Genomic DNA, 22845 nt, shown 5'->3' with positions numbered 1-22845 from the left:
CATGGAACCCACTGTCTGTTTGGCGCAATGTGAAGCGATGATTCAGAAAGGATCATCATCGTTCTATAAAGCTTTTCGTTATTTGCCTAGCCCAAGGCGCGAAGCCGTTTACGTTATTTATGCTTTCTGCCGCATGATAGACGATGCAGTAGATGAGCCGCAACGTTCTCCCTATTCCATTGATGAGCTTGAACAACATTTTAACCGGTTGGATCAGGCAGCGAATCATTTCATATGGCCTTCTTTACGGTGGCTGTTTGATACTTTTCCACTCAGCAAAAAACCGTTTTTCAGACAAATGGAGGGACAGCGCCGGGATTTATCTTTCACCCACTATGAGACGATGGAGCAGTTGGAGGACTATTGCTACTTGGTTGCCGGAACAGTTGGTGAGATGCTATTGCCAGTCTTGCATGATCAGCCAGATATTCAAGTAATAGAAGCGGGAATATGGCTTGGCAAAGCCATGCAAATTGTAAACATTGTTCGCGACGTTGGCGAAGATCAGAGCAGAGGGCGTCGTTACCTGCCGCTTGAGCTGCTCGCTCGTCATCGCTATACCGATAGCGACTTCGAAATGGGCGTTGTCGACGAACGATTTCAACATCTTGTGCAAGAGCTGGATACACTTTCACGCAGTTGGTTCGCACGAGGCTTGCGCGGGCTTGAAACGTATCCTGCCAGCAGCGCTTTTTCAGTTGAGCTGGCCGCAAGCTTCTATGCAGCAATTTTGGATGAAGTAAAGGCTGCCAACTACGAAGTCTATAAGAAGCGAGCTATCGTCAGCTCATTAAATAAATTAAAGCTTTATACGAATATAAAAATGAAATATACACTCTTATCAGAGGTTAATGACAGCAATGCGGTATCGCTATGATCCGCTACCTATTTATTTTTTGGTATTGCTTCGGGTTAATCCTCATGCTGACCATTGGCGTTCCAACGTGGCTTTCCTTTTCCAATGGTTTGTTTCTCGTGTTTTTTGCCCTGTATGCCATTCATATTGAAGGCATGATGGGCGAGGAGCGCCGTCGCAGCTGGAGTAGAATAATGCTCGTTGGGGTACTTACGTTTGCTGTAGAATGGCTTGGTGTGACGATGGGATGGCCGTTTGGAGACTACAAATACACATCTTTACTTGGCATCTCGCTTGGCGGAGTACCCCTCGCCATATTTTGTGCGTGGATCGGTGTCATTGTCACTGTGATGCGAATGACTGCCTTCTCGAATCGATGGACGCGTGCGCTTCATACCGGCTTATGGACGGTTGTTTTTGATCTCGTACTCGATCCAGTGGCTTTCGCTAGGCAGTTCTGGATTTGGCATGAGCCTGGTGATTTCTACGGGATACCGGCAGCAAACTTCATCAGTTGGTTCGTTATATCAGCAGCTATATCTTTTCTGTTCCCTTTAAGAGAAGTATCGGCTAACGTTCGAATCGAGGCTGTAAGACTCACGCAAATGATGCTGTTTATGTTTGGTCTCTTAGGGGCCAAAGAAGGTTTAATGATGCCGTTCATCATCGCATTGGCAGCTATCGTTGTGGCGGAAGGAGCGGGAAGGATTGATCGCATCCGACTCAAGCAAGTGGTTTAAACGAATATTCGCGCAATACAATGAAAACTATTTGTTAAGACGACATTTTCACTCGTTTCAGCTGAGCGGTGAGATCGATCCAGCTCCGCAAGGCCAGCCTGTGCTCTATCTTATGAATCATAGCTCTTGGTGGGATGGAATGGTTGTATATCATGCGATCGCAAACGCTTCAGCGCGTGAACACTATATGATGATGGATGAAGAGCAAATGAAGCGGTATCGATTTTTTCGCAAAATAGGAGCTTTCTCGATTGATAAGAAGTCAAGCCGAGCGATCGTTGCTTCCCTTCGATATAGTGAGAGTTTATTAAATCAAGGTTATGGAGTTTGGTTGTTTCCACAAGGAGATATCGAGCATCTGGAGCGTAGACCTTTAAGATTTCAAACCGGCGCGGGCTATTTATTGGAGCGCTGTCCGGGAACGATTGTTCAGCCCGTAACCGCATATTATTCGCTAGGACTTCATCAAAAGGCAGAAGTCAGTCTTCAATTCGGTAAACCTATCCACAGAGCATGGCAGCAGCTGGGACGTAAAACCATTACGACAATGCTTGAATCGGCTTTGGAGGATCAACTGAATGAACACCGCCTTGCAGTAATAGCAGCAGCTCGCGGGGAGCTAGCCGAGTATCGATCAATGCTGAAGGCGAAACGGTCAACGAACGAGGTTTTTGATGCTTGGATGAACGGGGTGACAAGGTGGAAATCTTTTTTTGGACGGTAGCTGCAGCCCTGATGCTGCAGCTATTATTTGTGTTATGGAACCTCTCGCAAATGCCTTCGTTGGGAGGCAGCGGTATAGGACGAGTTTGGCTGTCAGGAGGAGCTGAGTCCATTCAAGCTGATGCTCCACATGCTCACGGAATTACACCTAGACCACGGCTGTCTGTTCTTATCCCGGCGCGTAATGAAGCGGATAACATTGCAGCATGTATACAATCGGTGCTGCTGGAGCCTTCCATATTTATTGAGGTGCTGGTGCTGGATGATCGTTCTACAGACGGAACAGCAGAAGCTGCGCGGCTCGCTGCAGCAGGCGACAGCCGTGTTCGCGTTTTGCCCGGTGATGTGCTGCCGTTCGAGTGGCTGGGCAAGTCGCACGCATGTCATCAGCTCGCCGAAGCGGCGTACGGCGAATGGTGGTTATTCCTCGACGCGGATGCGCGGCTTGAGCCGGGTGCGCTCGCGGATGCGCTTGACACCGCGTTAGCGCAAGATCAAGGGCTCGTGACCGGTTTCCCTAAGCAGGAAACTGGAACATGGCTGGAGAAGCTTATCGTCCCGATGATGAGCTTCTCGATTGCCTGCCATCTGCCGATACGACTCGTTCGGCAATCGCCAGATCCAAAATTCGTCGCCGCACACGGTGCTTTTATGATGATTTCAGCAGAAAGCTACTGGGCGACAGGCGGCCATGCTGGCTTCAAAGGTCATCTCGTCGATGATATGCAGCTGGCTGGTGCAGTCAAAAAAGCCGGGCTCCCCGTCACTTTAGCCTACGTTTGTCCCCAAATTTCCATGCGTATGTATCAGAACGCTGCAGGGGTTTGGAACGGCTATAAGAAAAATATATTTGCAGGTGTAGGTCGCAGCAGCTTATTGCTTGGGATTATGTTGTTTATATACACCTTGCTTTATATACTGCCTCCGATAATGATGATCATTAGTTTAGCTGGGCTTATCATGCATGCATATCCGGAAGGATGGCTTACAACTGTTTTATTGCCAAGCTCGCTCTGCTATCTACTAGGCGTTTGTCTGAAGAGAATCATTGATAGGAAAAGTGGACAGCCCTGGTACTTATCCCTATGTTTACCTGCAAGTATATTTCTGCTGTCAGCGATTGCGTTGGCCTCGTGGCGGGCGAGCTTAAATGGCACTGGTTATGAATGGAAGGGGAGGAGGTATTCGTGAAGCGAGTCATTGTCATTGGCGGAGGTTTAGGCGGATTATCTGCAGCGATTCGATTGGCATATGCGGGTTATCACATCACTGTGCTTGAACAACAGGCAGCACTCGGCGGAAAGCTTCAGCGCATTGAGCTTGGCGGTTATCGCTTCGATCGTGGACCAAGCACGATTACGATGCTTCATGTATTTCAGCAGGTATTCGAGAGCGTTGGTCGAAGAATGGACGACTACGTTACTTTTTATCCGCTGAACCCGGGTACGAGAAATTATTTTGCAGACGGAACGACAGTTGATTTATGCTCTGATTTCGTTCTAATGGAAGCGCAAATTGCTGCATATAGTCCAGAGGATGCGAAGCAGTATCGCTCATTCATGAAAGAGGCTGCTGCGTTATATCAACAAGCTGATCAGCTATTCATGAATCGGCTGCTGCTGTCATGGAAGGATAAAGCAGACGTAAGGCTGCTTGCGGGTTTGCTGCGGATTCGTCCATGGCTGACATTGGAACGGCTGCTTCGCCGTTACTTTAGGCATCCGAATACACTTGCACTCTTTGGACGGTATGCGACCTATGTTGGATCGGCGCCTCGGACGGCTCCGTCTATCTTTGCAATGCTTGCTCATTTGGAGCTGCAGTTAGGTATTTATGGAGTGAGAGGCGGCACCTACCAGATTGTGGAGGCATTCGGCCGTCTTGCAAAGGAGCTAGGTGTAACGATTCATACGTCCGAGAGTGTTCAACAGATTACATCAGTAAACGGTCGCATCACAGGTGTTGTTACGAGCAAGGCGGACTATAAAGCTGATATCATCATCGCAAATGGTGATGTGCTGGCTATTTGCAAAAACCTGCTGGAAGAATCAAAGCGACCAAGCATGAGCAATGCCAAAATCTCATCGTATGAGCCATCGTTATCAGGTTTTGTTTCCCTCATTGGCAGTAAGAAGACCTACAGCCAGCTGCTGCATCATACTGTGTTTTTCCCAGAACACTATGGCAGTGAGTTTGACGACATCTTCCAGCAAAGAAGAGCACCTCAGAACCCTGCAATTTACATTTGCCATTCAGGTTACTCAGAGGATGGGATGGCCCCTGCTGGAGGCAGCAACCTGTTTATCCTGACTAACGCTCCATACACTTCTCCGCTGTTGAACTGGGAGCAAGAAGCCGAATCGTATCAGAAAAGCATTTTAACGAAACTTGAAGCATATGGCTTGTCTGGTTTAATTGATGATTCAGAGTTTTCAGCAGTCTACACTCCTGACCAAATGCAAAAGCAGACATCGGCATACCGCGGAGCTATATATGGCATTTCCTCCAATACAGCACGGCAAACCTTTGCAAGGCCCTCCAATCAAGCCGATCTAAAGGGTTTATGGTTTGTCGGAGGTACGACGCATCCAGGCGGGGGAACACCGATGGTAACCCTATCGGGGCAGCTTGTAGCAGAGGCTATACTTTCATCGTGAATATAGATCTTAATAAAAAACGCGTCCAATTCCAAAAGGAAAAAGACGCGTTTTTTATTGAGATTATTCCCTAGGCGAAGTTTGGCCTTTAGCACCCCATACAAATAGGAACACTACTGCGATGACTATTATGAGAAGTGGGGCAATCATAATTAAAGTAATTTCCAATATCGTACACCTGCTTTCGTTTACGGTATTTATTTGCCTTTGACGTATTTTGTGTTAAATAAAAACAGACGCATCAGCAAGTATAGTGAAGGGATCAAAAGCAGCAAGCCGAGTACAAATGCTATGATTAGCGCTATAGCCATCGAGTCATTGGTGAAATTATCGTGTATGGTCAAATAGGGATACAGAATGTAAGGCAGATGAGCTGAACCGTATCCATAAAACGCGAAAGCAAACTGCAAAATGACGAAGATAAACGATAATCCAAGTCGCTGGCGCTTCCATACCAAGTAAACGGCTAACAAAAAAAAGAGAAAGGATAAAGCGAACATCCATGATCTGTCCAGCATTTTCTCATAGTGCTCACGATTATGGTCATGGATGGCGAAGAAAACAAGTAGGCTGCTAAGTATTGTCGGCAAGCTCCATACGAGCGCGTATGTTCGAACGATCTTAAATGCAGGAGCATCACCCGCTTTATGGGCATAGAAGCTTAAGAACATAGCCGATATGTACAGCACGCTTACAAGGGCGAGCAGAACAACGGACCAGGAATAGCTGCTTCTAAACAGTTCGTTAACGAGAAATACTACTTTTCCGTCATCTGTAACCTTGATGTATCCTCCTTCTGAGATCGTTAGTACTGTTGATAAGGCAGCTGGAATAAGCAAGCCGCTAGCCCCGTACATGAGTGTATAGATTTTCCGGCTTCGTGAGCCGTAATGATTAAAAGCATAATAAGCCCCGCGAATGGCTAGCAGCACGATGGCAATGCTTCCCGGTATAAGCAAGGCAGTACCATAATAATAGGCGGTATCCGGAAAAAATCCGATAAACCCGACAAAAAAGAAAACGAGAAAAACATTCGTGACCTCCCATACTGGGGACAAATACCGATCAATGATGGAATGGATCAGATGCCTCGTTCCAGTAATAGAGCTGTAATAGCTGAAAAAACCGGCGCCAAAATCAATAGAAGCGATAATGAGGTAGCCAAACAGAAAAGTCCAAAGCACGGTAATACCAATGACTTCATAACTCATAATGGATCATGAGCCTCCTTCTCGTAGGCAGCTATTTCATCTTCAGCGTGATTATTTCGGAACATTTTTATTAGAACTCTTACAGAAGAAATGCCAAGCACAAGATAAAGCAGAGCAAATAGCAAAAGCATCAAATCGACATGATCGGATGTCGTTGCACCTTCCGCTGTACGCATAATGCCTCTTAAGATCCACGGCTGCCGGCCAACCTCTGAGAAAATCCAACCATGCTCAATGGTGAGTATCGCTACAGGGGCAGCAATAACAACGGCGCATAGAAGCCAGCGGCGGTATGTATTCCCTTTTTTTCGAACCATTTCAATAATAAATAGAAGGGAGACCAGCACCATAAAGGCTGCATAAGCCATCTTAATGTCAAAGAGGTAATGAATCCATAGAGGCGGATGCTCATCCTCAGGAAATTCATTTAATCCAGTGACCTCAGCAAACGGATTGCTGTGAGCGAGAATGCTTAGTCCAAACGGGATTTTAAGTCCGTATTTCACTTCATTGTCTTCGGTAAGGATACCCCCGAGTATAAGCGGCGCTTTGCCCATCGTTTCAAAATGCCATTCCGTTGCAGCCAGCTTCTCGGGTTGATATTTTGCAAGATATTTTCCCGACAAATCGCCGATAAGCGCTGTAGAAATCATAAAAACAAAGGCACAAACCATTGTGAGCTTTAAAGCTTTCTTATAGTAAATATGGTTTTTTCCTTTAAGCAGCGACCAAGCCGTAATGGCTGCGAGTATGAAAGCACAGGTTAAGTAAGCTGAAGAGAGCACATGTGCTACTTTAGTCGGCATGGCCGGGCTAAGCATTGCTGCGATAGGATTAACGTCCGCGATTTCACCATTAACTAAAGTAAATCCAACCGGATAATTCATAAATGCATTCACGATCGTAATGAAGAAAGCTGAAGCTGATGAACCAATAACGACGGGAATCAACAGCCAAAAATGCGTCATCCTACTTTTAAAGCGATCCCAAGTGTAGAGGTAAATACCGAGAAAGATGGCTTCAAAAAAGAATGCAAAGGTTTCAAGAAAAAGAGGCAGGGAGATAGATTGTCCAGCAACTTTCATAAAGCTTGGCCATAGCAGACTTAGCTGCAGTCCAATTGCTGTTCCTGTCACGACGCCGACTGCAACGGTGATTACATAGCCGCGAGCCCAGCGCCTTGCAAGCAACAGGTAATGAAAGTCATTCCGTTTAATGCCGATCCATTCGGCTAGTGCTATCATCAGCGGGATGCCGACACCTATCGTGGCATAGATGATGTGGAAGCCAAGGGTGAGAGAGGTTAGTATACGACTGAATACAACGGGATCATAGCCGTTAAGCAGCATGGGATTCACTCCTTAGATGATTGATTCTTTTGAACTAGCTCAAAAATTTACGGATGATCGACAACAGCATGAGCAGAGTCACAACCGCACATAACATAATTAATTTTTTTTCTTGTTGTTTTGAACGATTTTGTTTATTTTCTTTCATGGTTTCACTCGCCTTCAAACTATGTGATGTATTTCACAATAAACAAATGATTACAGCTTCCAATTGGGCTTAAATCAGTATGCCCTTTATGAAGTGAAAATAATATGACTCGATAGAGCTATATGGAGGTTGAAATGTAACGAACTGATGAACACTTCAAAAGTAAGTGAGGGTAAAATAATATAGGCCGTCCATTCGTCTGAATGACCTGCTAGGACAGCCTGATTTCAAGCTTTAGTTTTTTTGAAACTGTTTTCGAAACGCATGAACCCCTAATAAAATCAAAGGAAGAATGAGTCCGTATGTCGAGACATAAGGTATCCATGCTCCTTTGTTGAAATCACTTCCATGAAGGACGTTAGGATGTAAAATGAGGGAAAATACGACCATGATCATCCCTAAAGGTAACGTAAGTGAGCGGTAGTCTTTTAAATTCAAGGTTTGTGCAAGACCGATTACAGCAGCGTAAAAATACAGTGATGTTCTAAAAAAAATCGTGACAAACCATAAGCCAGCCATTATGGCTTCAATACGTATAAAATTTCCTGTGTTTATTTTTTTAGCTAGCGCAAAACTTGGATACATATGTCTTCCTGTTGTATCCGGACCGAGAACTAGAACAGCCAAAGCGATAATAATAATTAAAATAACTCCCCCTATAAATGTTCCTATCAAAAAAGCTTTTTGAGCTTTTTTAGGTTGATTCACTGAAACAGGGAAAATCATTAATAAAATAACAGGGGATAGAGAGAAAATACTTGTGAAGATTAAGGTAGAACGAATCATCGGTTTTATTCCATTATCAAATACGGGTTGAATGTTGTGATAGTCGATTTGCGGCGAAATGAAAATGACTAAAATGATAAATAATAAAACAAACCAAGGGAAAAAAAACTCCGCTGTCCGAGCAAGATTTTCAAGACCAAGTCGAACTCCCATGATGACTACGCAAGCAAAAAGAATATGAATAGCTTGGGCTGGTGTGTCGGCCATGATCTGTGTTGTTATAAAATCCGCCATATAATACAAAAGATCTGCTGCTGTGATGAATGCAAAAAAAACAAAAGTAATAGAAACGGCCTTGCCCAGCCAGCGTCCGAGAAGCTTCTCATTTTTTTCAACTAGGGTCTTTTCTGGATAAATATTGCCTACGGCATTGTACAATAATACGAGTAACATCCCTAATCCCACGCCGAGAGCAGCTGCGATCCAAGCGTCTTGTTTGACGATTTCAGCTAATGTTGATGGAATAATCAAGACAGCAGTACCAACGGAATACAATATGACTAACACAGTAAATTGACGCACATTTATTTTGATGTCTCTTACCATTTTTGGCCTCTTTCCAAGTTATCCGCGTTATATTATATAGTCCATAAAAACCATTCCCCATTAGCTTTGACTAAAGCATTGCAGCATCTTCTCATTGTTACCTTTTACTTTGTTAGATAAACATTCGTCCTAGTTACTCTCTTCATTCAATGAATGTATGAATCAACGAAGTTTGGTTAACAAATGTAAAAGATATTTTCACAAAACTCACCCTATTTCAGAGCAGAGAGGAACATAGACAAATGGGGTTTTTCAATAATCAATCAAAAAACAAGATGGAGCTTCCAGCAAGCAAGCGAGTAGATTCCAACAAAGCTGCCCAAGAAAAAAGGTTGAACTTAAGCCTTGATGATAATATCCAATATGTAAAAAATATGCTAGGTGATAGCAGCGATATTGTGATCAGAGAAATTCAGATTGGAGCAGGAGAGAAATTTAAAGCCGGGATATTTTATACAGATGGATTAACGGATCTGCAATCTGTGCAGAAATTCATCATCGAATCGCTTATGCCAAGCATCCCTAATGCGGAGCTTGACCCAAACGTATCTAGCCCAGATAAGATCTTTCAAGTTGTGAAGGATCAAATTCTAACGGTCGGAGCTATAAAGGATGTTACGGAATTTGGTTCTTTGGCAACCGCCTTGTTGTCTGGAGATGTCATTCTTTTATTGGACGGTTGCGCCCAAGGGTTCATCATCGGCATGAGAGGCTGGAAAGACCGTGCAGTCACGGAATCCACGACAGAGACCGTTATTCGGGGACCGAAAGAAGGCTTTACAGAATGTATTCGAACCAATACGGCGTTAATCCGCCGCAAAATAAAAGATCCTAATTTATGGCTCACAACAACGTCAATTGGGAGAGTGACAAAAACCGATGTATCGATCATGTATATCAAAGGAATTGCAAATGACAAGATAGTAGAAGAAGTGCATCGTCGTCTCGATCGGATCGATATTGATGGCATATTGGAGAGCGGCTACATTGAGGAATTAATTCAGGAAAAAACCTATACTCCATTTCCTACGTTGTATCATTCGGAACGTCCGGACGTCATAGCAGCTGAGCTTTTGGAAGGGAAAGTAGCCATTTTGGTTGACGGAACGCCGATTGTATTGGTCGTCCCAGCATTATTTATCTCGTTTATACAGGCTGCTGAGGATTATTATACGCGCGCGGACATCAGCACACTTATTCGTATGCTTCGTTTTCTTAGTATATTTATTTCTCTGTTAGGTCCGTCGCTTTATATTGCTATTACTACATTTCATCAGGAAATGTTACCCACGCAGCTATTGATCGGTTTGGCTGCTCAACGAGAAGGGGTACCTTTTACAGCGTTCATCGAGGCCGTCATGATGGAGGTAACATTTGAAATTTTACGGGAAGCTGGCTTAAGAATGCCAAAAGCGATTGCACAGGCCGTCTCCATTGTAGGAACATTAGTCATTGGAACAGCGGCTGTTGAGGCGGGTATTATATCTGCTGCCATGGTAATCGTCGTTGCACTAACGGGAATTGCCAGCTTTGTGCTTCCGGCCTTCGACATGTCCATGACCTTTAGAATGCTTCGTTTTCCTTTGATGATACTTGCTGCTTCTTTTGGGTTGTTTGGGATAATCATAGGGATTTTTGCACTCGTACTTCACTTGTGCAGTTTGCGTTCATTCGGTGTTCCCTATTTGAGTCCGTTTGCACCATTTAATCTTGAGGAGCAAAAGGATACCATTTTCCGATTCCCCCGCTGGGCAATGCTAACGAGGCCTAGATTGATCAATAAAAACAACATCATTCGCGAACAAAGCAGTCATTCTGAACCGACGCGTGATAATGCAGGTGGATAAACGATGAAGCGTAAAAGATGTTTACTCTGTTTAATTGTCATCTCGCTTATATTCGTCACAGGTTGTTGGAAAGGCCGTGAGTTGAATGAGCTGGCAATCGCGGTAGCTTTGGGAATTGACAAGGTCGGAAATCAATATAAGGTTTCTGTTCAGGTCGTCGAGCCGACTGAAGTTGCAGGGAAGAAGGGCGGTGACAAGACACCCGTCACGACGTATCAAATCACGGCTAATACCATTTTCGAAGCGGTACGCAAAATGACCACTATAAACCCTCGTAAAATTTATCCTTCCCATTTGCGAATTGTGGTTCTTGGCGAATCCTTAGCTAAGGAAGGAATTGGTCAGGCGTTAGATCTCTTGTCAAGAGATGAAGAAATTCGTACTGATTTCTTTATCGTTGTATCAAAGCATACGACTGCCGAGAATACGCTAAAAGTATTAACAAAGCTGGAAACGATTCCTGCGGTCAGTCTGTTCTCTACCCTTCAGACTTCAGAGAAGCAATGGGCTCCAACAACAACGGTTACATTGGATCAGCTTATTACTACACTCGTTAGCGAAGGAAGAGACCCTGTATTAACAGGTCTTGTTATTTTGGGGGACGAGCAAATAGGGCAAGAAAAGAGAAATATGGAGAAGGTTCTGACCCCAACTACATTGCAATATTCGGGACTAGCGGTATTTAAGAAGGATAAGTTGGTTGGTTGGCTAAATGAAACTGAAAGCAAAGCATACAACTATATTAGCGATGAAATTAAAAGCACAGTGGGTTATGTTACTTGTCCACAAGGCGGCAAAATTACGTTCGAGGTCATTCGGTCTAAGACGAAGGTCAAGGGCAGCGTAAAGGATGGACAACCTCAGATCGATATCGAAATACGAATAGAAATTAATATTGGGGAAGTTCAATGCTCCATAGATTTGTTGGAGACGAAAAATATTGCTGAAGTAGAAAGGCTAGCAAACAGCAAAGTCGAAGGTTTCATTGACGCGACAGTAAAAAAAGTGCAGAAAAAATACAAAGTCGATATTTTTGGATTTGGGGATGTTATACATCGTTCGAATCCTAAAGAATGGAGAAAGCTCAAAAAAAATTGGGATCACACTTTTGAGACAATGCCAGTAAACGTGAAGGTAAATCATAAAATTCGACATTTAGGTACGGTGTCTAATTCCTTTCTGGAAGAGATGAAGAAAGAGGAGTGAAGATGCACATATGGTACCTATCATAGTGATCCTTGTAGCGGTCGCTTTAATTATCGCTATTGATGTTCCTGCGCTATTAAGAGGAAAATCCAAAAAAGAATTATGGATATTTTCCATTCTTCTGCTGTTTGGAACCTTAATAGGTATTGCTGAAGCTTTACATATTGGACTCCCCAACCCTTTGGATGGGATTATCTACATATATAATCCTGTTACACACTTATTGGACACATGGTTAAAATAAAGATGTCTAAAATATAGAATGTCATCTGTTAGCCACGTCACAAGGACGTGGCTTTTTTGCTGTTTTAATTATTAAAAATGAAATATTTTAGTTTAAACCACTAAACCTTCAGTATAAAAAGCTTTACCCTTTTATCGTTAAAATAGGTTCAACTTCTGCAACAATTTGTGCCATGCCGTGTTCTTCATGTGATTCGATGATGGCATTGATATCCTTGTAAGCGTACGGAGCCTCTTTCTTTAATTCTTCTTCCCATTTCTTGAGTATATCCTGTCTGGATTTAATATCGTTACGGTTCGGATCAATAGGTGTAACAATATTAAACTTGGAAATAAATTCGCGAAACAAAGCATCATCTACTTTTACTGAATCTCCTCTTGAAAGGCTTCGACCAGCACCATGACTAGCGCTGAATAAGCTCTCACGATTGCCAAGTCCTGCAAGAATGTAGCTTTTCGCTCCCATGGATCCAGGTATAAAGACCGGCTCACCCGTAAATTGAAAAGGGGTGTTGGCCATTTGTTCAGCTGACTTTGCTGTGCAAGAGCCTTTGCGATGGATAAAACCTTCGCTGCCCTCAATCGTTTCTTCCCATACGAAGTTGTGAGGGGCATCGTAGAGCAATTTATACTCAAAATCCTTTATGCTTTTGGACAATGACTTTTGAAGCATAAGCCCCAGAAATAAGCGATTCGCAAAAGCGAAGTTTGCTGCGTTATGAAGGAGGTTCCAATAACGATTCCATTGATATTCATATTGTTCGGAATGAGGCAGGACATAGATCCCATTGCTTGGATGCTTAAGAGAGGCAGGGTAAATTTCTTTCAGCATTTCTTTGATGTTTAGACCTGCGTGATGCCCTATAGATACAGAGCCTGTATGAATCATAACGACGATTTGGCCAGCTTTGATATTCCATTCCTTTGCCAAAGCATGATTGCGTATATTCACTACTTTCTGAATTTCTACAAAATGATTGCCGCCGCCGATCGATCCAATCTGACTATCATAGGACAGATCATCGCTTCCTAAATAACTATCCAGTCCATCTACTTTATCCGTAATAAATGAACCAAATCGATTTACCTTTAAAAGGTCGTCCTCTTGCTGCTTAGCATCATAAAATTCCCACAAACCATTGCACTTAATCGATTTCTGTGTCTCGAGAATACCCATTAATCCTTCTTTGAAAATAGCTTCACGCTGCACCCTTGTCATTGGTATATGACGTCCGCCTTCAAAGAAAATATGACGAATATCGGATTCGATTTGTTTAAGATTTGACCGGATATCATTTTCCTTCAGCGATGTCGTGTATAACCGCATGCCACAATTAATGTCATTGCCTACAGCTTGAGGGATGACAAATCCTTTGGTGAAGATGGTTGTACCAATCGGAATGCCGCTGCCTTTGTGGAAATCGGGAGTGATCGCTACCTCTTCTATTTTTGCATTTTCGTTCGTAAAATAACCGCTAGTGTGCTGTTTCAGGGTTTCTACAGATTCATTGACGGTGAGGAGTTGATCAAGTTCTGCTAAAGCATTTTTTTCAAGCTTAATTTTGTCGTTTATGAAAAAACGGACAGGGATATTATTGCTATTGTTAATTTTCAAATAGGACCATCCTTTTGATTTATAGGTAGATTATTGACATTAGTAATATTGAAGTATTCGATAAAGATGCATAACATCGGTAATCATCCTTTCCTAGCTAATGATTTCAATATATCATTTCAAAATTTGAAAAGCATTACCTAATTCGGGCTTTAGCGCAACAAATGGATAGAGAATTACGTTTTATCGATAAATGCTAAAAAAGGAGTGTTTGTTAAATGATGAGAAAATTAATAAAATTGACCATTGCGGGTGTAATGATGTTCTCCATAACAGCTGTCAGTTATGCTGCACCCAAAAAAAGTACACCCGTTATTTTGAAAATGAACGATTATTATGTGGCATATACCTATCCAAAGGAGCCTTATGTTGATAAACAGAATCGATTGATTTTACCATTAAGATCTGTAAGTGAATTGCTCGGTGCTACAGTTTCTTATAATAACCAAACGAAAACAGCTGAAATTAAAGAAGGGGAGAACATTGTTCAAATTCAGGCAGGCAATAAGACTGCAAAGGTTAATGGTCAAAATGTAGAGATGGACACTAAAGCAGTAGTGGAGAAAGGTTTTCTGCTCGTTCCAGCTCGAATACTTTTTGATTCCTTCTCTTTTAAAGTCACGAATGAAAATAATGTGATCACTTTGAATGACGAACGATTATTAAAGCAAGGAAAACTGAAGTATCTTTCTGATGATGACCGAGTAGGGATAGCAAGAACAGCAGACCCCAATGCGTTCCAGCCAATAGAAATTTCATATAATGTCTTTGTGAAAAATAAAGTATCGCTCATTGATCTAACCGTAACTGCCAAAAATAGTACAGGGAAAGATATACCGGAGGGACAAGAGGATCTGCATACTATCATATATTTTGAACACTCATCCATCATGGATGCAGATGATTCTACAGTGGATATTAAGGATAGGCCAAGACCAGCTGTTAAAAAGGATGCCATCATCAAAAAACAATTAAACGCAGGTGGAGGCACGATCATTCAGCCAAATGAATTACAGTACATACTCATCGCGGGCAGGACGTTTAAACCGTTAAATGAAAAATAATGAATGAATTAATGTTTATCCATCCATAAAGAATGAAGCTTGACTTTCCATCTTGACATCATTATTAATTTAGTAAATAATTTAAAAATAAATTGGAAAAAGCTTATGGGGGCTCATAATGGTATGAGTAATGACGATAACTTTCAAGGAACGAATATAGATCACTTAACGAAGGAACTTGCGCTCGTATTCGGCCAATTGAAGCGTGTCGGGCATGTGTTTAGTCCTTCTAAGGAGCTCCGGCAGAGCGAATCCAATTTGCTTGTTTACTTGACGTATTTATGTCCGCCGGGTTCTAATGGCATTAAAGTTTCCGATCTAAGCAAACAGTTGAAAATAACCTCAGCTGCTGTGACGCATGTCATACAATCGCTTGAACAGATCGGGTATATTACTCGTACGATGGATGCAAGTGATCGGAGATCCATTCTTGTTACAGCAACTGAAGCTGGACATGAATTTGTTGGAGCAAGGGAGACAGAGCTATTTGAACGTTTTCAGCACTTAAGAGAACATCTAGGTGCAGATGACGCCGAGCAACTCATACGAATATTAGCTAAATCCATAAAATTTCTGAATACTTATGAAGATAGCGAAGCATCCAAACGATAGTCCGGTAACGGACTATCGTTTTATTTTTGCAAAAGCTTGGTAAGAACCTTCCTCCAATTCTTTGACGATCGAGTTGGCAGAGGGGCTCCATTGCAGCTGCTGTTCAGCACGTAAACCAGATATTCTTTGGTTAATGCTCGCTCCCCAAGCAGCAGGGCCCAAAACATGAACAGCTTCTTCATAACTACACGATTCAATTTCAGCGACGCCGGCAATTTTGCCAATTGCTATCATGAGCTCTTTGGTTGTAATGAGTTCCTTGGAAGCTGCGTTATATAACGCCCCAGGAGATGCAAATGTATAAGCGCATGCATAAAGGTTTGCCAAGTCGTCTACATCAATGGTTGACCATGCGTTTAGTCCATCACCAACGTATTTGGCGAATTGAGCGAGCTTCGTTCTTTGAATAGTCGCCCCAACTAAACCGCCACCACGTCCGTAAACGAGAGCTGGTCGAATAACGACAGTACAAATGTTTCTCTCAGCAGCTGTCAGCACTTTTTGCTCCTGATTTGCTTTCCATTGCAAGAACGGCAATGGATTTACAGCCGAATCCTCATCAACGACATTATGAAGCGTATCGTTATAGATTAACGTTCCGCTCGTATATACGAATGTTTTGCCAGTGCCCTCCAAACCGTCTAACATGGCATCAACTGCATGAACATCTAATTTTTCCATGTCAGAATTATGCGAGATAGCAGTATGAATGACACCATCAGCAGCATAAGTACATTCCGCCAGCAAAGCCAGATCAGCAAGATCGCCTATTACAGGGGAGATGCCTAATTTAATTAAATGCTCAGCTTTTTCTTGTGTTCGAACTAATCCGGAAACTTGATAACCTTGGGATAGGAATTGTTTAGCTACCGCGAAGCCGACATACCCAGTAACGCCTGTAATAAACACTTTCAATAAAAAACCTCCTCCAATTAATTAATTTACTAACTAATGTATTGATTTTATTATTTAGTGGTTTTACTATTTTGTCAATACTTTCATAAAAAAAGGTAATTCAATTCATGAGGGCTGCATCTAAAAGAGCATGTGTAGACATTTTTTGACTATGTAAGCAAGGATTAGATTCAATATAAAAAAAAGAAGACCCACATAATGGGTCTTCTGGAGAGGCTTAAGTGTATTCAGCATTTTGAATGCGTGAAGGCAGCAGTAAGCCCATCATTTATTATTTATTAGTAACCTCCACCGAAAATACCGCAGCTGCAAGAGATAATCACCAACAAAATAAACAGTACCAGAATAAAACCAATACTATTATTAGCACCACCAACGAATCCTGACATTAAACATCCACCTCCTTGCGACTTGAATACATTGTAAGGTATGCATTGCAAAAGCTTAGTGACTGGATATTTGTCATGGGGTGACATATGCCTAGTATCATTAGCCTAAAATAGGGGATTAGAGGTTTTGTAATGGGAAGGCCGTTAAGGATACTCTGTAGTCTGTAGGACAAGTGAAGAAGTCATATCCAATAGCTAATGATTAGTAGTTGTTGCCACCGAAAATTCCGCAGCTGCAAGAGATAATCACGAGCAAAATGAAGAGTACAAGAATAAAACCAATGTTATTGTGAGCACCGCCAACTGATCCTGACATGAAACATTCACCTCCTTGGATTATCTTATAGAGCAAGTTAGTCAAAGCTATAGCTAGAAGACAGGATAATGGGTAGATAGAGTATGTTTATCCATCTCATAGAACGAGCAAAGTGGTCAAAATAGGATTAGTAGCCTCCGCAACAGCCGCCGTAACCTCTGTCGCTCACTCTGTCATTTCTTTTTTCGTTGACACTTTCAACATGATTTTCATTTCTTCTTTCATTGCGGCCCAATACGCCACAGCTACAAGCAACAATGACTAATAAGATGAAAAGAACCAAGATCGTACCGATATTATGAGACATTATTTAAAAACCTCCTCTTATTTAACTACTATATAACGTATGATTGACTCTCATTTTTTGATTGTGTGTTTGTTACATAGACATAGTTTCAATGTCATTAGACTAGTAAATGAAGAAAGAGAAAATAATCAAATGGGAGCTTGTTAAGCTCGACAGTATATTTCTAGTAGCTGCCGCCAAAAATACCTGTGCTGCAAGCAATGATGACTAACAAAATAAACAAGACGAGAATAAAACCGATGTTATTGTTAACACCGCCAACTGATCCTGACATTAGAAATTCACCTCCTAACTGCTGTTTAGAAAGTAAGTTATACATGGATGCCGTATAGTTATTGGTTGTTTGGCAGGGAAATACAAATTATCCATGTCTGAAGCTAAGTTGAGGGATTAATAGCCTACTCCACAACCGCCGTTGTAACCTCTGTCGCTTACTCTATTGTTTTCATTGCTGCGTACATCGTTGTTTTCTTCTCGGTCATCGTTTCTCTCATTACGGCCGAAAACACCGCAGCTGCAAGCGACAATAACCAATAGAATGAAAAGAACGAGGATAATACCGATATTATGAGCCATTATTTAAAAACCTCCTCTTATTTGACTGCTCTATAAGATATGTTTGTATCTATTTAAGTGTTTGTGTGTTTGTTACAGAGGCATAGTTTCTATGTCATGTGACTATTAGAAGGAAATAGGTAGGGGAGGGATATGATAAAAAAGTAAAAGTACATATGCGGTTAGAAGTATGAATACGATAGAAAAAAACCATCAATGATTCAAATAATGGCGTCGTTTTGACATCCACTATACAATTGAATCAGATCATGGGTTTTAGCTGCTTGTAGATTTGCATATTTTTTTATCGGAGTGCCGTTTTGCAAAAACGACGACCCGTTCTGAGTATTCTTGATTTTGACGATTGAATTTACCAGTGCATGTAATTAAATTTAAACGAGACTCATCCGCGGGACCAAAAATTTTCGAAAGTGGTGCCTCGGATGTTTTGAATATTTCAATCGATTCCACAAAAAAATCGATGGTGCAGTCCTCTTTACTTTTTATTGAAATCATATCACCTAATTTTATGTTCTTTAATCTGTAAAATACGGCTGGTCCTGTATGGCTGTCAACATGTCCATTTATAACTGAATTGCCGACCATGCCAGGAAGAATGCCATTAGATAATAGCCCTACCCTTTTGGTGCTTGATGGAACATCCATTTGGCCGTTTTCTGTTATGCTGACTGGATCTATGATCGCATCGATTTCTAGAGCGGGAATGGAAAGTTTAATGGGTACGATTCCCTCTAATTTTACTTTAGAAATTGTATTCGGAATGATTTGATTATGATTTGTAGGCGGTGGACTCGGCATGGTTTCTGCTTTTACAATGGGTTCATTATACTCAGATTTTGAAGTTGTTATTTGAGGCTTAATACCATGATCTTGATCATTTGAGTAGCTGCAGGCTGTACACCCGGCAAAAATAGCTGCAGCTATCAATTGCAATATAAACTTTTTCAAAGTTAGTAAGAGAGGGGAGAGTAGATCCCCTCGTTTATTACTGTTTATTCAGCTTGTTCGCTGGCGCCGCCGAAGCCGGTTTTCGGCATTTTAGTAATTTCTTTTGCTCTCAAGTTTTTTGCCTTCAAAGTTTTTGCTTTCAAGCTTTTAGCATGTAGGTTATTGGAGCCAATAATCATGAATGTGAACCTTTCCCAGCCTAAAGAAAGCGATTTATATTGCAAGAACTCTGTAAGGCGAGTAGAATAAAACTTTATTTCCAATACATAGCTATCGATCAGCTTGAGTCCGAAATCTATAATTTCGCATCCACATTTGTAAAAAAATTGTATTTTATCCTTTTGTCGAAAGAGGCAGGAATTTGCCCTCGAAACACGAATTATATGTATATTCGTGTTTTTTGAATTAATTATGATAAACACCGCAACTTTTCGTTCCCGGGTCGGTACAATGATATATAGCGGTCCGGGAATAATCCGCAGGTGGAGGAGGTTCGCCTGTCATGACTGATTCCCAGTTGATACGAGAGATAAAGGATGGCAATGTCGAGCTGTACTCCGAGCTTATGCGGCGCTACCAACGAAAAATTTTAGCGTTTATTTATCACATGCTGAAGAGTGCAAAGCTCGAGCTTATGGCCGAAGACTTGTGTTCTGAGACGTTCTATAAAGCCTACCGCAGCCTTCATTCGTTTCGCGAATTGGATGCTTCTTTTTCGACGTGGTTATATACGATTGCGCGAAATACAGTACTTAGCGAGCTTCGCAAGCAAAAATCAGCGCATGTGTCGCTTGATGAATCGGGATTCGAGCCTGTTGCAGCGCTTGATGCGGTTCCTGAGCAGCATGTGCTAAGAAATGAACGTATGGCGATGGTGCGAGAAGCGATAAACAACTTGCCTGAAAAACAACGCTCAGCGCTTATTCTTCGGGAATATGACCAGCTGGACTATCAAGAAATTGCTAATATTTTAGGACAAACGGTCAGTTCTGTTAAATCACTGCTATTCCGAGCAAGAGCAAGCGTGAAAACGCAGCTGGAGCCGTATTTCGGACAATCGCCGCTGATGGAGGAATTCGAAGGGATGAATACGAGATGAATTGCAACGATGCGCAAGACAAATTCGGCGAATATTGGGATTTAGCTGATCACGATGAAGTGCGGATAGCAATAGACACTCATTTGCTTGAGTGCAAGACATGTGCGGAGCAGTTTGAGCTGTGGGAAGAGAGCGAGGATATCATTCGTTTCTTATCGGAGGAAGATGAGAACCTCGGTCCTATGGAGCATGTGAATCGAAATGTGATGGATCGCATTTACGCTGAGGAATCTTGGTTAATGCCTGTTCCGCACAAAAGCTATCAGTTTTCGAAGTCGTTTCGCCGTAATATCGCGCTGATCGTTGCAGCTTGCATGGCTTTGTTTGCAAGTGCATTCTTTGTATTCATATTTGATAATGATGGCGGTGTTTCACAAGCTGAAATCGCCGAGCTAAGCGGATTGATGGACACAGCAAATGCGTCTGGTGATGGTTTAATTACAGCAGGATTTTATGCAGAGGTTCCGGTTGCCAGCATTAGCGAGCCATTCGTTCTAAAGGTTATGCCGGCCTTCCCGCAATATTATGTTGCATTGTCCTTGCTTGGTCTTATTATGACGCTGCTGATTTTGAACTGGCTCTCTAGAACACGAAGCTAATGTTGATGTATGATAAAGCTCCCTAGGGAGCTTTTGTTATGTCTACTATATAAAGGAGCTGAATACGGCTTGTTGATTGGATTAGTGCGCCACGGTAAGACGGACTGGAATGAACAAGGAAAGATTCAAGGGCAAACGGATATTCCATTGAATGAAGTAGGTATTGTACAAGCGAAAGCATTGGCAGAGCGATTAAGCCGTGAAGACCAGATATGGGATGCTGTTATATCAAGTGATCTGCAGCGGGCTCATGCGACAGCACAGATTATCGCTTCGAAGTTGAATATTCCCTTGCTTGAAAGTGAGCCGCGCTTGAGAGAGAGGTATTTTGGCGAGGTTGAAGGCACGAAGGAGCAAGAGCGTCACGAGCGCTGGGGAACGAATTGGCGAGAAATTGCTGAAGGTGTAGAGTCTAATGATGAGGTCAGAGCAAGAGGCTTGAGCGCAATTAATGAATGGAAGCTGAAGTATCCAAAGCGCAACTTGCTTGTCGTTTCTCATGGTAGTTTTTTGGCTCAAATCATGGAAGAGATATGTTCGGGTCTTGAGGATCAATATTTATCCAACTTGTCTTATTCTATCTTGGAGCTGCGAGATGAGAAATGGCATCCCCAGCTGTATAATTGCACGATCCATTTAAATGAAGCATAGGAATCGCATACGAGCTGCGCCTTTATTTTTTAAAGGTACGGCTTTTTTTGTATAAACTCCTTGTAATCTAGGTTATAAAACAATAGATATTTTCCCATAATGATATCAACTGACGCTTATTCATTACACAATACCCTTACGAAGCGGGGCGCCCGAGTGATAAGGCGGCTTCTGTAGAAAGGAGAGAGCTATGAATTTATCGGATATGCTAGGGTACGCTGATATTCAACAACTTAGCAGAATTGCAGATGTTTACCGTTGCGAATGCAATGGACATTCCAAAAACGATTTGATCCAATCCATTCTCTCTACCGTAAGTCGAAATGATGTTTTTGAAGCGCAAATAAGCAGCATGAAGATGGAGGATTTACGATTCCTTAACTCTTTGCTATTCGAAGCAAGAAACTCCTTTAGTTTAGAGGATTTGCTCGCTCGGGTGCAGCACAGCAGATTTGGAGAAGAGATCATCAAACCGGAGTTGGACCCGCCGAAAAAAACAAAACGCAGCAAAAAAAAGACAGAAGCAGTCGAAAAGCAGCTTAGCCCGCGAGAAATGATAGCTAAATTCAAGCATCACGGTTGGTTGTTTAATGGCTTCAGTGGCCCAAGCAGATATCTCTTTCAGGTTCCAAACGATTTGAAGACGCGCTTCCGCGATACGCTTGCGAGGAGGTTTGCCGCTGATCTGCAGTATACGGATGAGCCGCCTATTTACCGGGATGAGCAAATGCTTATTCACGACGATATTACGCATCTGCTTCATTACACGTACCATAATGAAATCCAGCTAACAGCTGATGGGTCGATGTACAAGCGATTTACGCTACAGCTGCTTGATCGTTTTGGCGTGCAAGAGGAGCTGCCTGCAAAAGGAGCATGGCGTTTTGGATATGGCAGACATTTTAACCAATATCCGAATCGTTTCTCATTCGTATACGATTACTGTTATCACGCAAAGTATATTAATGAAAATCAGACGCTTTTGACAGTTACGGGTCCAGGTGAAGAGCGCATGAACAGCAGGCCTTCAAGTGAAGCAGAGCAAATCTACCGATATTGGTTGAAGCTTTACAAGGGACCAATTACACATTTACTGTCGCTCGTGCATTGGATTAATACCCTCGCTGTGGAATGGGTTACGGTTGAGTCACTCAGAACGGTTCTTGTTCCGTTTATTAAGCCTTACTTTTACGATGATGCAAATACGATTTTGGAACAGAGAATTATGGCTATGATGGTTCATTTGGGGCTGCTTCGGCTTGGGGAGCATCCGATTTATGGGGCTGTAGTCCGTATGACCAAGGCAGGACGAGCTGTAGTTGCTGGCGTCAGCCTTGAGGAATCAGGCCCGATAGTGGTTCATTGATTTTGGGAATCGTGCTCTTGGAGTAAGATCAAATATAAGCTACAGTATAAGAATACGACAGAAATGGCTTGTTATA

Annotated in this window: 26 protein-coding genes; 14 read left to right on the top strand and 12 right to left on the bottom strand. The window is 42.3% G+C overall.

Annotated elements, in window-relative coordinates:
• The first annotated feature begins 1 nt into the window (after nucleotide 1).
• From MHH56_RS17915 to crtI, 5 genes are read left to right on the top strand one after another with little or no spacing between them, the layout of a single operon-like run.
• Nucleotides 2–877 (top strand): phytoene/squalene synthase family protein, encoded by an 876-nt coding sequence (locus tag MHH56_RS17915; RefSeq protein ID WP_339202905.1) that lies wholly within the window; start codon nucleotides 2–4, stop codon nucleotides 875–877.
• Nucleotides 874–1596 (top strand): carotenoid biosynthesis protein, encoded by a 723-nt coding sequence (locus MHH56_RS17910; RefSeq protein ID WP_339202904.1) that lies wholly within the window; start codon nucleotides 874–876, stop codon nucleotides 1594–1596. Before MHH56_RS17915 ends, MHH56_RS17910 begins: the two co-directional genes overlap by 4 nt.
• On the top strand, nucleotides 1565–2320 hold the full coding sequence (locus MHH56_RS17905) for a lysophospholipid acyltransferase family protein (RefSeq protein WP_339202903.1): 756 nt from the start codon (nucleotides 1565–1567) through the stop codon (nucleotides 2318–2320). Before MHH56_RS17910 ends, MHH56_RS17905 begins: the two co-directional genes overlap by 32 nt.
• On the top strand, nucleotides 2296–3510 hold the full coding sequence (locus tag MHH56_RS17900) for a glycosyltransferase family 2 protein (protein WP_339202902.1): 1215 nt from the start codon (nucleotides 2296–2298) through the stop codon (nucleotides 3508–3510). The genes MHH56_RS17905 and MHH56_RS17900 overlap by 25 nt, the downstream gene beginning before the upstream one ends.
• Nucleotides 3507–4976: a phytoene desaturase family protein gene (gene crtI / locus MHH56_RS17895; protein WP_339202901.1), complete on the top strand. Its 1470-nt coding sequence runs from the start codon at nucleotides 3507–3509 to the stop codon at nucleotides 4974–4976. Before MHH56_RS17900 ends, crtI begins: the two co-directional genes overlap by 4 nt.
• A 197-nt stretch (nucleotides 4977–5173) precedes the next feature.
• Here crtI and MHH56_RS17890 read toward each other — a convergent pair whose 3' ends face one another.
• The 3 genes from MHH56_RS17890 to MHH56_RS17880 form a co-directional block, all read right to left on the bottom strand.
• Nucleotides 5174–6187: a cytochrome d ubiquinol oxidase subunit II gene (locus MHH56_RS17890; RefSeq protein WP_339202899.1), complete on the bottom strand. Its 1014-nt coding sequence runs from the start codon at nucleotides 6185–6187 to the stop codon at nucleotides 5174–5176.
• The gene (locus MHH56_RS17885; protein WP_339202898.1) at nucleotides 6184–7536 is read right to left on the bottom strand and encodes a cytochrome ubiquinol oxidase subunit I; all 1353 of its coding nucleotides are present in this window, start codon (nucleotides 7534–7536) and stop codon (nucleotides 6184–6186) included. Before MHH56_RS17885 ends, MHH56_RS17890 begins: the two co-directional genes overlap by 4 nt.
• Nucleotides 7537–7918: 382 nt before the next feature.
• The gene (locus tag MHH56_RS17880; protein WP_339202896.1) at nucleotides 7919–9016 is read right to left on the bottom strand and encodes an endospore germination permease; all 1098 of its coding nucleotides are present in this window, start codon (nucleotides 9014–9016) and stop codon (nucleotides 7919–7921) included.
• Between the two features lie 275 nt (nucleotides 9017–9291).
• Here MHH56_RS17880 and MHH56_RS17875 point away from each other — a divergent pair, with 275 nt between their 5' ends.
• The 3 genes from MHH56_RS17875 to MHH56_RS17865 are packed head-to-tail and all read left to right on the top strand — an operon-like array spanning nucleotide 9292 to nucleotide 12313.
• Nucleotides 9292–10863 (top strand): spore germination protein, encoded by a 1572-nt coding sequence (locus MHH56_RS17875; RefSeq protein ID WP_339209646.1) that lies wholly within the window; start codon nucleotides 9292–9294, stop codon nucleotides 10861–10863.
• A gap of 3 nt (nucleotides 10864–10866) precedes the next feature.
• A complete protein-coding gene (locus tag MHH56_RS17870; protein WP_339202893.1) occupies nucleotides 10867–12069 on the top strand; it encodes a Ger(x)C family spore germination protein in 1203 nt (400 codons plus the stop codon).
• 25 nt (nucleotides 12070–12094) lie between these two features.
• On the top strand, nucleotides 12095–12313 hold the full coding sequence (locus tag MHH56_RS17865; RefSeq protein ID WP_339202892.1) for a hypothetical protein: 219 nt from the start codon (nucleotides 12095–12097) through the stop codon (nucleotides 12311–12313).
• Nucleotides 12314–12436: 123 nt separating this feature from the next.
• Here MHH56_RS17865 and MHH56_RS17860 read toward each other — a convergent pair whose 3' ends face one another.
• Entirely contained in the window at nucleotides 12437–13927 is a 1491-nt protein-coding gene (locus tag MHH56_RS17860; protein WP_339202890.1) for an RtcB family protein, read from the bottom strand.
• Nucleotides 13928–14145: 218 nt separating this feature from the next.
• Between MHH56_RS17860 and MHH56_RS17855 the strand changes: the two genes are divergently transcribed.
• Both MHH56_RS17855 and MHH56_RS17850 read left to right on the top strand, forming a co-directional pair.
• The gene (locus MHH56_RS17855; RefSeq protein WP_339202889.1) at nucleotides 14146–14991 is read left to right on the top strand and encodes a copper amine oxidase N-terminal domain-containing protein; all 846 of its coding nucleotides are present in this window, start codon (nucleotides 14146–14148) and stop codon (nucleotides 14989–14991) included.
• 123 nt (nucleotides 14992–15114) lie between these two features.
• Nucleotides 15115–15603: a MarR family transcriptional regulator gene (locus MHH56_RS17850; protein WP_339202888.1), complete on the top strand. Its 489-nt coding sequence runs from the start codon at nucleotides 15115–15117 to the stop codon at nucleotides 15601–15603.
• Nucleotides 15604–15615: 12 nt separating this feature from the next.
• Here MHH56_RS17850 and MHH56_RS17845 read toward each other — a convergent pair whose 3' ends face one another.
• The 8 genes from MHH56_RS17845 to MHH56_RS17810 form a co-directional block, all read right to left on the bottom strand.
• Nucleotides 15616–16512: an NAD-dependent epimerase/dehydratase family protein gene (locus MHH56_RS17845; protein WP_339209645.1), complete on the bottom strand. Its 897-nt coding sequence runs from the start codon at nucleotides 16510–16512 to the stop codon at nucleotides 15616–15618.
• 284 nt (nucleotides 16513–16796) lie between these two features.
• Nucleotides 16797–16907, bottom strand: coding sequence for a sporulation protein YjcZ (locus tag MHH56_RS17840; RefSeq protein ID WP_082360686.1), 111 nt, complete (start codon nucleotides 16905–16907; stop codon nucleotides 16797–16799).
• Between the two features lie 202 nt (nucleotides 16908–17109).
• Nucleotides 17110–17223: a sporulation protein YjcZ gene (locus tag MHH56_RS17835; protein WP_339202887.1), complete on the bottom strand. Its 114-nt coding sequence runs from the start codon at nucleotides 17221–17223 to the stop codon at nucleotides 17110–17112.
• Nucleotides 17224–17350: 127 nt separating this feature from the next.
• On the bottom strand, nucleotides 17351–17530 hold the full coding sequence (locus tag MHH56_RS17830; RefSeq protein WP_339202886.1) for a hypothetical protein: 180 nt from the start codon (nucleotides 17528–17530) through the stop codon (nucleotides 17351–17353).
• Nucleotides 17531–17693: 163 nt separating this feature from the next.
• Nucleotides 17694–17804 carry a sporulation protein YjcZ gene (locus MHH56_RS17825; protein WP_339202885.1) on the bottom strand — a complete coding sequence of 37 codons (111 nt, stop codon included), beginning with the start codon at nucleotides 17802–17804 and terminating at the stop codon, nucleotides 17694–17696.
• Between the two features lie 116 nt (nucleotides 17805–17920).
• A complete protein-coding gene (locus MHH56_RS17820; RefSeq protein ID WP_339202884.1) occupies nucleotides 17921–18106 on the bottom strand; it encodes a hypothetical protein in 186 nt (61 codons plus the stop codon).
• 255 nt (nucleotides 18107–18361) lie between these two features.
• On the bottom strand, nucleotides 18362–19054 hold the full coding sequence (locus MHH56_RS17815) for a class F sortase (protein WP_339202882.1): 693 nt from the start codon (nucleotides 19052–19054) through the stop codon (nucleotides 18362–18364).
• Between the two features lie 44 nt (nucleotides 19055–19098).
• Nucleotides 19099–19233, bottom strand: a complete 135-nt coding sequence (locus MHH56_RS17810; protein WP_339202880.1) for a hypothetical protein — start codon at nucleotides 19231–19233, stop codon at nucleotides 19099–19101.
• 323 nt (nucleotides 19234–19556) lie between these two features.
• Between MHH56_RS17810 and MHH56_RS17805 the strand changes: the two genes are divergently transcribed.
• The 4 genes from MHH56_RS17805 (at nucleotide 19557) to MHH56_RS17790 (ending at nucleotide 22769) form a co-directional block, all read left to right on the top strand.
• On the top strand, nucleotides 19557–20153 hold the full coding sequence (locus MHH56_RS17805) for a sigma-70 family RNA polymerase sigma factor (protein ID WP_076265683.1): 597 nt from the start codon (nucleotides 19557–19559) through the stop codon (nucleotides 20151–20153).
• Nucleotides 20150–20752 (top strand): hypothetical protein, encoded by a 603-nt coding sequence (locus tag MHH56_RS17800; RefSeq protein ID WP_339202878.1) that lies wholly within the window; start codon nucleotides 20150–20152, stop codon nucleotides 20750–20752. The genes MHH56_RS17805 and MHH56_RS17800 overlap by 4 nt, the downstream gene beginning before the upstream one ends.
• Before the next feature lie 69 nt (nucleotides 20753–20821).
• Nucleotides 20822–21403: a histidine phosphatase family protein gene (locus MHH56_RS17795; RefSeq protein ID WP_339202877.1), complete on the top strand. Its 582-nt coding sequence runs from the start codon at nucleotides 20822–20824 to the stop codon at nucleotides 21401–21403.
• Nucleotides 21404–21593: 190 nt separating this feature from the next.
• Nucleotides 21594–22769 carry a hypothetical protein gene (locus tag MHH56_RS17790; RefSeq protein ID WP_339202876.1) on the top strand — a complete coding sequence of 392 codons (1176 nt, stop codon included), beginning with the start codon at nucleotides 21594–21596 and terminating at the stop codon, nucleotides 22767–22769.
• Nucleotides 22770–22845: the final 76 nt, after the last annotated feature.

Origin of the sequence: Paenibacillus sp. FSL K6-3182 (assembly GCF_037976325.1) — a bacterium.
Classification (GTDB): domain Bacteria; phylum Bacillota; class Bacilli; order Paenibacillales; family Paenibacillaceae; genus Pristimantibacillus.
The sequence above is the reverse complement of the archived record's forward strand: the minus strand, read 5'-3'. Positions and strand labels throughout refer to the sequence as shown.

What these genes read in the sequence shown, in the direction of transcription:
- MHH56_RS17850 (WP_339202888.1), top strand. Translation starts at nt 15,115, where the DNA reads ATGAGTAATGACGATAACTTTCAAGGAACGAATATAGATCACTTAACG.
- MHH56_RS17820 (WP_339202884.1), bottom strand. Translation starts at nt 18,106, where the DNA reads ATGGCTCATAATATCGGTATTATCCTCGTTCTTTTCATTCTATTGGTT.
- MHH56_RS17870 (WP_339202893.1), top strand. Translation starts at nt 10,867, where the DNA reads ATGAAGCGTAAAAGATGTTTACTCTGTTTAATTGTCATCTCGCTTATA.
- MHH56_RS17880 (WP_339202896.1), bottom strand. Translation starts at nt 9,016, where the DNA reads ATGGTAAGAGACATCAAAATAAATGTGCGTCAATTTACTGTGTTAGTC.
- MHH56_RS17875 (WP_339209646.1), top strand. Translation starts at nt 9,292, where the DNA reads ATGGAGCTTCCAGCAAGCAAGCGAGTAGATTCCAACAAAGCTGCCCAA.
- MHH56_RS17800 (WP_339202878.1), top strand. Translation starts at nt 20,150, where the DNA reads ATGAATTGCAACGATGCGCAAGACAAATTCGGCGAATATTGGGATTTA.
- MHH56_RS17890 (WP_339202899.1), bottom strand. Translation starts at nt 6,187, where the DNA reads ATGAGTTATGAAGTCATTGGTATTACCGTGCTTTGGACTTTTCTGTTT.
- MHH56_RS17840 (WP_082360686.1), bottom strand. Translation starts at nt 16,907, where the DNA reads ATGTCAGGATTCGTTGGTGGTGCTAATAATAGTATTGGTTTTATTCTG.
- MHH56_RS17835 (WP_339202887.1), bottom strand. Translation starts at nt 17,223, where the DNA reads ATGTCAGGATCAGTTGGCGGTGCTCACAATAACATTGGTTTTATTCTT.
- MHH56_RS17825 (WP_339202885.1), bottom strand. Translation starts at nt 17,804, where the DNA reads ATGTCAGGATCAGTTGGCGGTGTTAACAATAACATCGGTTTTATTCTC.
- MHH56_RS17885 (WP_339202898.1), bottom strand. Translation starts at nt 7,536, where the DNA reads ATGCTGCTTAACGGCTATGATCCCGTTGTATTCAGTCGTATACTAACC.
- MHH56_RS17790 (WP_339202876.1), top strand. Translation starts at nt 21,594, where the DNA reads ATGAATTTATCGGATATGCTAGGGTACGCTGATATTCAACAACTTAGC.
- MHH56_RS17810 (WP_339202880.1), bottom strand. Translation starts at nt 19,233, where the DNA reads ATGATTATTGGCTCCAATAACCTACATGCTAAAAGCTTGAAAGCAAAA.
- MHH56_RS17805 (WP_076265683.1), top strand. Translation starts at nt 19,557, where the DNA reads ATGACTGATTCCCAGTTGATACGAGAGATAAAGGATGGCAATGTCGAG.
- MHH56_RS17910 (WP_339202904.1), top strand. Translation starts at nt 874, where the DNA reads ATGATCCGCTACCTATTTATTTTTTGGTATTGCTTCGGGTTAATCCTC.
- MHH56_RS17855 (WP_339202889.1), top strand. Translation starts at nt 14,146, where the DNA reads ATGATGAGAAAATTAATAAAATTGACCATTGCGGGTGTAATGATGTTC.
- MHH56_RS17830 (WP_339202886.1), bottom strand. Translation starts at nt 17,530, where the DNA reads ATGTCTCATAATATCGGTACGATCTTGGTTCTTTTCATCTTATTAGTC.
- MHH56_RS17915 (WP_339202905.1), top strand. Translation starts at nt 2, where the DNA reads ATGGAACCCACTGTCTGTTTGGCGCAATGTGAAGCGATGATTCAGAAA.